Annotated in this window: 10 protein-coding genes; 1 reads left to right on the top strand and 9 read right to left on the bottom strand. The window is 50.0% G+C overall.

All coding sequences use genetic code 11. The features are described from left to right. Nucleotides 1-27: 27 nt before the first annotated feature. Nucleotides 28-540 carry a competence protein ComK gene (locus ACQCVE_RS06210; protein ID WP_426842945.1) on the bottom strand — a complete coding sequence of 171 codons (513 nt, stop codon included), beginning with the start codon at nt 538-540 and terminating at the stop codon, nt 28-30. A 1,702-nt stretch (nt 541-2,242) separates the two neighbouring features. On the opposite strand from ACQCVE_RS06210, the gene ACQCVE_RS06205 reads away from it, so the two are divergent. Beyond that, complete coding sequence (locus tag ACQCVE_RS06205) at nt 2,243-2,875, top strand: hypothetical protein (RefSeq protein ID WP_426862111.1); 633 nt, start codon at nt 2,243-2,245, stop codon at nt 2,873-2,875. A 43-nt stretch (nt 2,876-2,918) separates the two neighbouring features. On the opposite strand, the gene ACQCVE_RS06200 is transcribed toward ACQCVE_RS06205, so the two are convergent. The 8 genes from ACQCVE_RS06200 to ACQCVE_RS06165 all read right to left on the bottom strand — a co-directional run bounded on the left by ACQCVE_RS06200 (nt 2,919) and on the right by ACQCVE_RS06165 (nt 11,948). Beyond that, nucleotides 2,919-3,740, bottom strand: a complete 822-nt coding sequence (locus ACQCVE_RS06200) for a carbohydrate ABC transporter permease (RefSeq protein ID WP_426862110.1) — start codon at nt 3,738-3,740, stop codon at nt 2,919-2,921. Nucleotide 3,741: 1 nt separating this feature from the next. After that, complete coding sequence (locus tag ACQCVE_RS06195; RefSeq protein ID WP_426862109.1) at nt 3,742-4,710, bottom strand: carbohydrate ABC transporter permease; 969 nt, start codon at nt 4,708-4,710, stop codon at nt 3,742-3,744. A gap of 56 nt (nt 4,711-4,766) precedes the next feature. After that, nucleotides 4,767-6,032 carry an ABC transporter substrate-binding protein gene (locus tag ACQCVE_RS06190; protein WP_426862107.1) on the bottom strand — a complete coding sequence of 422 codons (1,266 nt, stop codon included), beginning with the start codon at nt 6,030-6,032 and terminating at the stop codon, nt 4,767-4,769. Nucleotides 6,033-6,128: 96 nt separating this feature from the next. Further along, on the bottom strand, nt 6,129-7,553 hold the full coding sequence (locus tag ACQCVE_RS06185) for a response regulator transcription factor (RefSeq protein WP_426842950.1): 1,425 nt from the start codon (nt 7,551-7,553) through the stop codon (nt 6,129-6,131). Then, nucleotides 7,550-8,974: a histidine kinase gene (locus ACQCVE_RS06180; protein WP_426862106.1), complete on the bottom strand. Its 1,425-nt coding sequence runs from the start codon at nt 8,972-8,974 to the stop codon at nt 7,550-7,552. The genes ACQCVE_RS06185 and ACQCVE_RS06180 overlap by 4 nt, the downstream gene beginning before the upstream one ends. Continuing rightward, nucleotides 8,971-9,969, bottom strand: coding sequence for a sugar-binding protein (locus tag ACQCVE_RS06175; protein WP_426862105.1), 999 nt, complete (start codon nt 9,967-9,969; stop codon nt 8,971-8,973). The genes ACQCVE_RS06180 and ACQCVE_RS06175 overlap by 4 nt, the downstream gene beginning before the upstream one ends. Before the next feature lie 1,524 nt (nt 9,970-11,493). Further along, entirely contained in the window at nt 11,494-11,715 is a 222-nt protein-coding gene (locus ACQCVE_RS06170) for a hypothetical protein (RefSeq protein WP_426842953.1), read from the bottom strand. A 59-nt stretch (nt 11,716-11,774) separates the two neighbouring features. Next, nucleotides 11,775-11,948 carry a hypothetical protein gene (locus tag ACQCVE_RS06165; protein WP_426862104.1) on the bottom strand — a complete coding sequence of 58 codons (174 nt, stop codon included), beginning with the start codon at nt 11,946-11,948 and terminating at the stop codon, nt 11,775-11,777. Nucleotides 11,949-12,020 lie beyond the last annotated feature (72 nt).

The following is a 12,020-nucleotide window of genomic DNA, read 5'->3' as shown; positions in this document are numbered from 1 at the left end:
TTTCTTTGTGTGCTAACAAGCCTCATCTTAGAATGAATAATGGTCATCCTTCCAGGGCTTGGACTCCATTAAAATTTTTCTTCGCTGCTGATAGGCCAGAGCAAGCTGGGCCGTTTTCCCAACTTTGCTTGTTATGTATTCCTTCAGCAGCGGAATAAACAACGTTTCCCCATTCGAAAAGACAACAACCGACTTATTCTTATATGAGCGGACATCCTTCACATGATCCACTGCAAGCCAGATCACCTGATCACTCTTGGGTGACATCGAAGGGAACATATAAATATCATTAAACTCACAAACACACACAGGCAGAAGCTTTTGCCTCAGCAGAATCTCGCCTGAAGCTCTCAGCCTTCCTTCATAGCTGCTGCCGTAAAATACACAATTATCCTCAATAATAGCTGTAGCTGCTTTCTTATATTCAAGCTTTCCGTCATACTCATGGATAAGGGTAAAAACATTTCCATGCTCATCCCACTTGGATTCCAGAGCCATTGTCTTTCTCTTTATATAGTATTCATCAAAGACTTCCTCCACTCAGCTTCTCCCCTTAAACAATAATTCAATAATTGGTAAGATGACAGCAGTCAGCACAGCTGCTGAACACCACTCTTAACATGCATCCCCCGCACGGTATGTGTGTTAGGAGATTTTTTGAATGGACTTTCTGCTGATCACATCACACATCACCTCTGGAATAGTTTGTGAAAATAGTAAAATTTAACTATTTTCACATATTATTATATAAGACTGAAGAATGAGCATTTGTAATTATTTTGTAAAAATATTATTAAGGAAGGATTCTTATGCAGCCTCCCTATTTAAACGCAGAGGGAGGGAAAAACTCCTGGAAAAGGGCCTTCACTCCTTACTTGTAACCCTGCTTCGCCATATTTGACGGGGGATTATACGGCATCTTTTTATACGCGGAATATAAAAAATCATAAAGCCCAAAATTCTTGCTTTGGATTGAAAGTCAAAGGGATTTGACGGTTCGTTTTGCAGAAGTTTTATAGATATAAAGATTCCGAGCATCCAGCAAGTTATATGGCGTGCAGAAAGACGAATTGGATGGCGGAGAAATACCTATGGAGTGTCCCGGTCTCTGAGTATAAGCAGGAGGTGCACTCACCATGCCGGTACTTAATCTGACAGACTGGCTCATTTTTCAGTGGGAGCTCCCCTTCAACTCCGAATTTTCCCACTCCTAATTTATGCTGCTTAAACTGCTCGTTTGACTTTTTATCGCTCAACCCCCAGTACAATAGCTATTCTTGCGTGTTTTTTCCCTCTAGTGGCTCTGGAAAGGCCTGCGGAGTTCCATTATCATTTCCATAATCACCGCGCCCGTTTTCGGCTCATCCACTTCGCCAACTTGGAAATGAGCCGCTTAGAGATCTATGTCGTCTTCGGTACACGGGCTGCCACCGCGTTGCTCCGCATGCCTTGGTAGGCCGCCTGCCACCGTGTTGATTTGCTTGAACTGACTGCCACCGCGTTGCTCCGCTTGCCTCCGGGTACAACGGCTGAAACTGGAATGATTTGGTTGCCTCCGTCCCCTACTCCGCTAAAGGGCTAAAGCTCCGGCACCTGCTTCGATTACTCTTTGTGGCACAAGGGATTGAAGCGTTGCTGCTCCGGTACCGGTTAGCACAAAAAAAGGGGACGGAGGCTGCCTCCGTCCCCCATTATGTCTACTAAATTCTCTCCGGCACCAATCCATTAAAAGCCTTGCGCGAGACGGAGAGAGAGCTTCCTGCCTCTGGCCCCCAGCGCGGTGAAGAGGCGGGGGTCGGAGCAACGCAACGGTTTTTTTCTAGAACCCATTTCGGGCGGATTGGAGCCACGGGTTTTAACTGGAACCCATCTAGGGCGGCCGGGGGGCGGAGCAGCGGGTTTTAACTAGTATCCATTCCAGGCACCGGCAAGCTTTGGCGGGTTCTGATCTCTGCCCCAGACTTTGGTGGAGGGCTTAATCTCCGGCACTAGACGGTGCTCCGCTTATCCTCCTCCCTCCGGCACCGCCCCGGATGCTGCTCTTCCCGCCGCCCGCTGCTCTTTATCCCAGCTCCACCCGGGCACCCAAAATCACTTCCCAATCCCATGACTTTTCACTAACTACCGTTTGTTCGCCTCTGTGCCTGGATTGGCTAAAGCCTTACGGTACTGGCACCGCCCTCTTCCCTCCTCCATAGGATAACGCATACCAAAATGGGTTTCATTTTGAGGAGGACTCTATTTGAGGAAAGCTTTTGCCTTGCTGATTGCTGTATTTTTTATTTTAGGCGGATGTGTGGTCAATGAAAAGCCGCAGCAGGAGGAGAAACCGGCTGCTGTGGATAGAGAGCCTGCTGCGGATAAACCGGTGCAGGCTGAAGAGCCGGCCCGTGAGCCGGAAGAACCGCCTGCGCTGGAAGAGCCTGTTGTTCCGGAGGAGCCTTCTGCACCTGAAGAACCTGCGGCACCCGATGCGGATACGGAGAGCCTGGCTTATCTGACTGCGATTGAGCCGGTTCTTACCCAGCTTAGTGAGGGGCTTTTGATGTTTGGCCAGCTGAATATAGAGGCGAGCGGGGATCCTTCGCTTCTGACGGATTCGCGCTGGGTGGCTGAGATGGCGGAGTCCCTTTTGATGATGGAGGGGGCGAGTAAGGAGCTGAAGGGCATTGACGCTCCGCCGCAGATGGAGGAGGCTCATCACTACCTGCTTTTGGCGGGTGAGGAGATTGCTTATGTGGTGGAGAATTATCCGGAGGCAATTGATACGATGGACATTGTGGGAATTGAGCAGTGTACGGAAGCGCTTTTGAATGCCGGGGTGTATTTGGATAAGGCTGCTGTCCTGCTTGGCGGGGCACCGCCTTCCTATTAATAGATAACAGAAAAAAGGAGCGGACAGCTCCTTTTTTCATGCTTTAGCCTTTTACGGATCCGGCAAGCAATCCTTTTACGAAGTATTTGCCTAAAAAAATGTAGACGAGCAGGGTTGGCAGGGCGGCGAGCAGGGCGCCGGCCATTTGCACGTTCCATTGGACGATTTGGCTGCCGGATAGATTCTGGAGGGCGACCATGATGGGCTGCTGGCCGGAGGTGGTGATGGTGACGGCGAATAGAAATTCGTTCCAGATGTTGGTGAATTGCCAGATGGCGACGACGACGAAGCCTGTGATGGAGAGTGGAATCATGATGTGGCGGAAGATTCCGAGGAAGCTGGCGCCGTCGATTTTGGCGGATTCGATCATTTCGTCCGGAATGCTGGCGTAAAAGTTCCGGAACATGAGTGTTGTGATTGGAATTCCGTAGATGACGTGGACGAAGATCAGTCCTCCGATTGTGTTGTAAAGGCCGGCGTCACGCAGGAATTGGATTAATGGGATGAGGATGCTCTGATACGGAATAAACATACCGAAAAGGATCATCGTAAAGACGGCGTCTGCGCCGCGGAATTTCCATTTGGACAGGACGTAGCCGTTCATGGCTCCGAGCAGGGCGGACAGCAGGGTAGCTGGAATGACGAGATAAAACGAGTTCAGCAGGTTGGGTGCAAGCTTTTCGAATGCGGTGCCGTAGCTTGAGAAATCCAGAGCGGAGGGCAGGTTCCACATTCCGGCCAATGTGATCTGGTCGAGCGGCTTTAGGCTTGTGATGATCATGACGTAGACCGGCATGAGGAAAAACAGGCTCATTGCAAGGAGCAGCAGGTAAAGGATGGGTTTGCCGATTTGTCTTACTGCCATGTCAGGTCTCTCCTTTCCGGCTTGAAATTAGGTATGGAACGATAAAAATGGCGACGGTCAGGAGCATGATGATGGCGATGGCGGCCCCGTTTGCGTACATATTTCCCCGGAAGGTCGTTTCGAACATGTATACACCCGGTACATCGGTAACGAAGTTGGCTCCGGGACCAGTCATGGCGTAGATCAGGTCAAAAATTTTCAGCGAGATGTGGGCCATGATGATGATGACACTCACAGTAATCGGGCGCAGCAGGGGCAAAATGATTTTCCGGTAAATGGTGAATTCGCTTGCTCCGTCCATCCGTGCCGCTTCTCTTACTTCCTCTGAAATTCCGCGCAGTCCGGCAAGGTACATCGCGAGTGAGAAGCCGGTCATTTGCCAGACCGCTGCAAGGACGACAGCAAATAGGGCGGCAGGCAGCCCAAATTCAATGCTTCCCCACTTGAAGCCGGCGAGAATATCTGTGTCTGTGTACCATTTTGGCTGGATGCCGAAACTTTTCAGGAACAGGTTCACCCCGGTAGACGGATTTAAAATCCATTGCCATACAACTCCTGTTACAACAAACGATAAGGCCATCGGAAAAAAGAAGATGTTGCGGAAGATGGATTCTCCCTTGATTTTCTGATCAAGCAAAATGGCGAGCAGGATGCCCATGACAATCACCAGGCCAATAAAGAGGATGGTGAAGAACAGCGTATTTCTCAAATCTGCCTGAAAGCGGAAATCCTGAAACAGGAACAGATAGTTCTCTAGTCCTGCGAAGCTGAAATCAGGGACGAGGGAGTTCCAGCTGCTGACGGAAACGTATCCTGTCCAGCAGATAAATCCGTAGACAAAGATTAAAATGAGCAAAAATGATGGCAGCAGGAAACCGATGGCGGTCAAATGGTCCGCAGACAGCTTCCGCTTTTTAGCGGATTGCACCTTTACAGAGGGTGCGATCGGTGTTTCTTTGACTGTTTCCAAACCTTGCACCTCCAAAAATAAGGGCGACCCCCGGTTTGACCGGAGGCCTCACCCCGTTATTTGACTGCGTTGATAAATTGATCGGCGTCCTTTTGGGTAACGAAGATGTTCACGGCCTGGTTTACTTTTGTAACAAAGCCCTCCTCTGCAGCCGACCCGTGCGCAAGGCTCGGTGAAAGCTCAGCGGATTTGAAATCTTCAATGGTGTCTTTTCCATATTGGTCATATTTGCTGACATCCGCATCCGTACGTGCCGGGATAGAGCCCTTTAGCGGGTTGAAGGCATCCTGACCTTCAACGGAACCGAGTACAGATAAGAATTTTTTGACGTTTTCGGGATTGTCCACGCCCTTAGGAAGTCCGAACGTATCGGTAATCACGATGAATTTACCGTCTGTTCCAGGTGTGGCCGTGTAGCCGAAGTCTTCATTCACTTTCAGCTTCAAATCGTTTACGAAGTAGCCTTTAGCCCAGTCCCCCATCACGTTCATCGCTGCTTCACCGTTTGCTACGAGCTGGGAAGCGTCCTGCCAGTTGCGGGAGCTGTGGTCTTCGTTAACGTAATCCAGCATTTTTTTGTAGTTGTCGAGTGCTGTTTTTACTTTTGCATCATCCCATTTTAATTCACCATTAAATAATGCCCCGTAATCCTCTGTGCCGAGGGTGCCCAATAACACCGCCTCCAGAAGATGCGTTGCTGCCCACGGCTCCTTATCACCAAGAGCAAGCGGTGTAATGCCTTTTGCCTTCAAAGCATCAGCCACTTTGAAAAACTCTTCAAATGTAGCCGGCGGCTCAAGCCCATTGTCTTCGAATACTTTTTTGTTGTACCAAAGCACATTTCCACGATGAATATTTACAGGCACGGAGTAAATTTCGCCATCCTTAGACACAAGGTCAATTAACGATTCAGGGAATTTATCCATCCAGCCTTCTTTTTCGTAAAGATCATTCAGCGATTCCATTTTTCCTGCTTTAACCCAGCCTTCATTCAGTTCAGCACCGCCGTGAACCTGAAATGTGGCGGGCGGATCATTTCCTTGCATCCGGGAAGCAAGAACCGCCTTTGCATTCGTTCCGGCTCCTCCGGCAACCGCCGCATTTTCAAGCGGAACATCCGGGTGTTTTTCTTCAAACAGCTTGATCAGCGCTTTTAAGCCGTCCTCCTCACCTGCCCCGGTCCACCAGCTGAAGATATCTAATTTTCCTTCTTTTCCGCCGCCTTCCGCTTTTTCTCCGCTGGTCGAAGCATTGCCGCAGGCCGAGATAACAAGCGAGAAAAGTAACAATAATGCCAAAAAGAACCCCTTTTTCATCTTCATCCCCCTTGAAACGTTTTTTGAAAGCGTTAACAAGATTAATTATAAAGATAAAAAGCGGTTCATATTGGAACGATTCCCTGCACTTTTTTATGAAAATCAGGACTTTTTTATGATGTGTTTACGAAATTGCTTCGGGGTCTGCCCCGCTGTTTTCCTGAAAACACGGCTGAAATAGCTGGGGTCCCGGTATCCGACCGCATACGCAATTTCCTTTAAACTGAGGTCCCTGCCTGCGAGCAGCTCCTTTGCCCGCTTCATTCTAAGCTCTGTGACACAGTCAATAAAGGTCTGCCCGGTTTGCTCTTTGAAGATTTTCGTGAAATAAGTCGGGCTCAGGTTTGTCTGCCCGGCCACCTCCTCAAGCGTTATTGGCTCTGTAAAGTTGGCTTGAATATACTGTCTCGCTTTCACCGCGACCTCTTTTTCGCCTGCTGCCCATTGGACTTTTTCACAGAACGTATAGAGGATTTCCCTCAGTTCCTCCTGATTTCCGGCATTCATAAGCGGAACACGCTGGACATCGATCCCCTGCTTTTCAAGCTCATACTTTACAGCAGCGAGCCCTTCTTTCAGCGCTTCGATCTCCACTTGCGACCTGTCAAATAAAAGCAAGGCTTCCTCCGTTTTCCCCGAAAAAATGAGCGGCCGGAGCTTCTCAGCGAGGGACTGTGCCTCCCCTTCTTCCGATTCATGATAAAACCGGTAAGGAACATCCGCACCCGGTTCAATGGATTCCCAGGCAGCAAAGGCTTCCTGATAGGATTTCCACAGTTTTTTGAGAGACAGAACCGGGTAGCCGACTCCTGCTCGGCTTCCTTGAATCGAGAGCGTCATGGATCTTGCCAGCCGAAGTGCTGCCGTCCTCAGACCGGATTCTTCTTCCTCCGATGCAAGAAACAGATAGCTCATCCGATTGCCGTTCTGCTGTGTGCAAATATACGGAACAGGGGAATGCCGACCAAGAACAGGCTCTGCTTCCTTAGGCGAACAGCCGGAGAGAATCAGGAAAAACCCGCCCCTTATCCCGGGAAACAGCTGATGGAACCGGTCCACCTCTGCCGGAGCAGGATTCCGGTGGCTGAGCCGTTCTGCCAAATGCTTCTTCACGAGCTGAACAGCTTCTTCCTTTTCCAGAGAAGCGCTGCGCTCTCCCAAAATCTCCTTTTTGATTCGGAAAAGGGCTTCGATTGTTTCTTCTTTTTTTCCCGGCTTTAAAATGTACTCCTTGACCCCTTCCTTCATGGCTTCCTTCGCGTAGTCAAACGAATCATAGGCGGAAACCATAATAAAACGGATTTCCGGCTCGCTTACCCTTATTTTCCTGATCGCTTCCAGTCCATCCATGCCCGGCATTTTAATATCCATGAGCATTAGATCCGGCCGAAGCTTAGAGGCAAGCTCCACCGCCAGCCGGCCGTTCGCTGCCTCCCCGGCTACCTCAAATCCTGCCATGCTCTCTTCAATAAACTTGCGCATCGCCCTTCGCTCAATCATCTCATCGTCAACAATGACTACCTTCATCCCGCTTCCCCCAATCTGATTCGGATCGTCGTACCCTCTCCCTTTTTCGAATCAACCTGCAGCACATCTTTTCTTTTATAAAAAAGCTCAAGCCGCCTGATTACATTCCGCAGGCCGATCCCTGTTGAGTGACCGCTCCGGATGTCATGCTCATGCTCCTGCTGCTCAAAGATTCTATTAACCTGTTCGGCGGTCATCCCTTCCCCGTTGTCGCGTATTTCAATGACCGGGACGCCTTTTTCCGAAAAAATCCTCAAGCCAATTTCCCCGCCCGCTTCATTGTTTTCAACCCCGTGAATAAAGGCATTTTCCACAAGAGGCTGAAGCGTTAAGCTTGGAATCAGGCTCTCCAGACAGCTCTCGTCAATTTCCGTTTTAAATGTAATCCTGTCGGCGAATCTCGTTTTTTGAATATAAAAATACTCCTGAACGACACTTGCTTCCTCTGAGAGCGTGACGGTTTTATTCAAATCTCCAAGACTATACCGGAGCAGCTTTGAAACAGACTCAATCAGCCTGCTTGTGACTCCTGCATCTTCCAGATATGCCATCCGGGAAATCGTATTCAATGTATTAAATAAAAAATGCGGATTAATCTGATTTTGCAAATGCTTCAATTCGAGCTCCTTGAGCAGCTGATCCAGCTCGGATTTTTCCTCCATCTCTTCAATCAGCCGCTTTAAATTGCTGCGCATGTAATTGAACGACTCGCCGAGCACACTGATTTCATCCTTGGACTTCAGCCTAATCGGCGGTCCTTCAAACCGTCCCGAAGCAATTTCACGGGCAGCGCGCGACAGCTGACGGATCGGACGGGTCACCCCTCTTGAGAAAAAAAGTGCCAGCAGCAGCGCCAAAAGCAAGGTAGACGTGAAAAGACTCACCGCAAACCACTGAAACGCCTGGTTCCGCTCTTCCATACCCTGATAAAAAGTACGGTACTCAGACAATTCCATGTTCAGCAGCGTAAGCGTCGATTCCTGAAGATACGAGGAAATGCTCCGGACCTCCCTCAAATGAAGAAGATAGTCCTCGATCTGACTCGTATTCACCTCCCGGATGGTCTCCTCACTCTCCGTCAGCAGACTTTGCATCATATTCTTGTATTTTTGCAGCTGCGGGTCATCCACTCCTGCAGGCTTCTCTTCGTTCATTCGCTCCAAATTTCTGCTGAATGATTGCTTCACCTGTTCATATTCCCTGACAAACTTCCGATCCTTTTCCACCGCATAGCCATTGATTTTTTCGTAGATGGTATTCGCCTGCTGGGAAACTTCATTAAACAGGAGAAAGCCTTGAAAACTCTGGTGATACTCTGACACAATCCGGCTGCTGCTCAGATAGATGGAAAAGGTCACAACGTTAAACAGCGCGGCAAAAACGGAAAAGTAAACAAGCAGCTTATTGCGGATTGACTTCATTTTACCTGCGCCCCCTCCGGTTTTGACGGAATCAGCGGCAGATCCTGCTTCCGGATCACTTCCGTCCCGGTATGCTGAACCCCCTCCGGAGCCTTTCCCTGCTTAATTTGCAGCATCGTCTCGACCCCTTTATATCCCATCTCATACGGATACTGCACCACCGTTGCCTGAATCAAGCCCTCTTCCATGTATTGGAGCGTTTCCGGAAGAGTATCAAAGCTTACGACATACGCCTTCTTTTTCAGATATTCCATAACCTGCGCAATGCCAATTCCGTCAAGAGCGCTTGTTCCGTAAAAAGCGCTGAGATCGGGAAATTCCTTTACCAATTCGTACGCCGCCTTGACCGCACCCGCTTTCGTAATACTCGACTCTTTCGTATCCGCAACCCGGACCCGCGTCTCATTCTTCACCGCATCCAAAAACCCTTGAACCCGAAGCTTCTGGTGGGACGCCTCAAACCGGCCCGTTATAATCCCAACCGTCTGCGGCCCCCTCGTATCTGCAAGCAGCGCCTTCCCCGCCAAAAACCCCGCATAATAATTATCCGTCCCGATATACACCGCCCGATCGCTATTCGGTGCATCTGTATCAATCGTCACCACCGGAATCCCTTTCTGAACCGCCTTATTCAGCAAAGGCGTAAACTCCTCATCCACAATCCCCTGCGTCAGCAGCCCATCCACCTGGCCCGCAATCGCCATATCAATCGTCTTCAAATGCTCATCCATATTCGCCTGCTTCGGTCCAAGATACTCAAGCGTCACCCCATGCTTCACAGCCGCCGCCCTCGCCCCATCCTGGACCAGCTTCCAATACTCATTATCCAGCTCCTCCGGAATCAGCACAAAATGGTAAGCAGACTTCATCTTCATCTGCCCAGACACCGTCCCCGTCACATGAAACGTTTCCTTCCCATAATAAATCGTCAAAACCGCTGTCATCAAAAACGTAACCATAGCAGAAAAGTAAAGAAATCGTCTGAGGTACGCCATCTAAGGGCTCCTTTTGTAAGCGTTTTATTTCTATTGTAGGAGATTTGGAGGTGGTTGGGAAGAGGGGTTTTTGGCGGGGGGGGGTAGGGGTGGTTGCAGGCGGGGGTGGGGGTGGTTGGGGGGTGGGACCTGCGGGGCGTGGAGAGACCGGGAGTGCCTGGATCTGATCGGCTGAAGCGGGACGAGGCCGGGAGTGGCTGGACCTGATTTGCTGAAGCAGGGGGTGGCCGGGAGTGCCTGGCCCCCGCTCTGCTAAAGCATGAAAGCTCTGGCACCTCCTTTGCGAGGCCTTGGGGGATAAGACTTTATTAATCTAGGTCTCTGTCCCCACTTGCGGTGAAGCACATGGGGACAGGCACCGTGCCTGTCCCCACGTCTATTAGCGGATTAAAGCTCTGGCACCTGCACTTTAAACCCTTGCTGTGCAAGGGTTTTCGAGCACTTGTCTCTGTCCCTGAGTACGGTGAAGCACGAAAGCCCTGGCACCGCATTGAGTGGATCGTGAGGCTGGTCGGGAACTGATTGAAGGGGCGGGGATCGGCTTTGATCTGGTGAAAAAACACCTTTGCCTCCGACCCCCGCACTGCTAAAGCATGAAAGCTCCGGCACCATCCTTTACAACCCCTTACAGCACAAGGGTTTTGAGCGCTGCGGCTCCGTCCCCGAAAACGCATAATAAAGGGGTCGGAGGTTTCCTCCGTCCCCAGTTATGTCTACTAGCTTTCCTCCGTCCCCATTCCAGCTAATCCATTGCTGCAGAAGGACAGTGAGCATCCTGCCTCTGTCCCCTGATGCGGTGGTGCAACAAGGGTCGGAGGCAGACTTTTTCCAGATCCCCATGCGGTGATGCAACAAGGGTCGAAGGCAAACTTTTTTTCAGATCCCCATGCGGTGATGCAACAGGGATCGAAGGCAGACTTTTTTTCAGATCCCCATGCGGTGATTCAACAGGGATCGAAGGCAGACTTTTTTCAGATCCCCTACGGTGATGCAACAGGGATCGAGGGCAGACTTTTTTCAGATCCCATACGGTGATGCAACAAGGGTCGAAGGCAGACTTTTTCCAGATCCCCATGCGGTGGTGCAACAGGGGTGGAGCCTGCTTTATTTCAAATCTCCATGGAGTGATGCAACAAGGGTCGGAGGCAGACTTTTTCCAGATCCCCATGCGGTGATGCAACAGGGATCGAGGGCAGACTTTTTTCAGATCCCATACGGTGGTGCAACAAGGGTCGAAAGCAGACTTTTTCCAGATCCCCATGCGGTGATGCAACAGGGATCGAAGCCTGCCTTTTCCCCAATCCCCATGCGGTGGTGCAACAGGGATCGAAGCCTGCCTTTTCCCAAATCCCCATGCATGATGCATACAAGTTGCTTCTCCCAGCCCCCATGCGCCAATTCATCAGGGATCGAAGGCTTCCCTTTCCGGTGCTCTGTTTCTCACTGCCTGCAGAAAGGCCCTTCCCAATCCTTTTCTGCCAGAAGGGGACTCCATAAAAAAAAGAAGGGTTCCCCCTTCTTTGCTTATCTGCTGGTTGCTGCACTTTTCATTCTTCCAATGGCTAAGCCCATGGTGAGGGCGGCGGCGGCGGAGCCGAGGCCTGCGTAGATGAATTCGATTTGGCCTGTGCCGGATTGGAGCTGGCTGATTGTGTAATATCCTATAAATACGATCATTCCCAGGATTGAAACGTTCCGGACAAGCTTTAAATAGGCTAGATAGGCTGTGTGGTCAAAGTTAAACATCGGTACTACCTCTCAGTTCATCATAGTGGTAAAAGATGTAATACCCGTTTTGCGGGGTTTTAAACCTTTGTCTTGTTGTTTTTCCATTGGGTGAGGATAATATAGACTACGAGAAAATAAATACCGCTCGCGATGAGAAGCTTGGTTGTGTCGCTTCCAAAGATTGAGTAGAGGATGGGTCCGCCGCAGACGGCTGCGATTATGTACCACATCCAAAAAGATAAGTTGCTCATGGGATGCCTCCGTTTTTTGGTTTGTTTCCATTATACAGGCAATGGCGGAGGTTATATACCCATAGGAAAGCG

Source organism: Metabacillus sp. 113a, from assembly GCF_050107635.1.
In the GTDB taxonomy this organism is placed as follows: Bacteria; Bacillota; Bacilli; order Bacillales; family Bacillaceae; genus Metabacillus_B.
This window is presented reverse-complemented; position numbering and strand designations above follow the sequence as displayed.

Coding starts and splice junctions, on each gene's coding strand:
- ACQCVE_RS06200 (WP_426862110.1), bottom strand. CDS start 3,740: ATGGCAGTAAGACAAATCGGCAAACCCATCCTTTACCTGCTGCTCCTT.
- ACQCVE_RS06190 (WP_426862107.1), bottom strand. CDS start 6,032: ATGAAGATGAAAAAGGGGTTCTTTTTGGCATTATTGTTACTTTTCTCG.
- ACQCVE_RS06165 (WP_426862104.1), bottom strand. CDS start 11,948: ATGAGCAACTTATCTTTTTGGATGTGGTACATAATCGCAGCCGTCTGC.
- ACQCVE_RS06180 (WP_426862106.1), bottom strand. CDS start 8,974: ATGAAGTCAATCCGCAATAAGCTGCTTGTTTACTTTTCCGTTTTTGCC.
- ACQCVE_RS06185 (WP_426842950.1), bottom strand. CDS start 7,553: ATGAAGGTAGTCATTGTTGACGATGAGATGATTGAGCGAAGGGCGATG.
- ACQCVE_RS06170 (WP_426842953.1), bottom strand. CDS start 11,715: ATGTTTAACTTTGACCACACAGCCTATCTAGCCTATTTAAAGCTTGTC.
- ACQCVE_RS06175 (WP_426862105.1), bottom strand. CDS start 9,969: ATGGCGTACCTCAGACGATTTCTTTACTTTTCTGCTATGGTTACGTTT.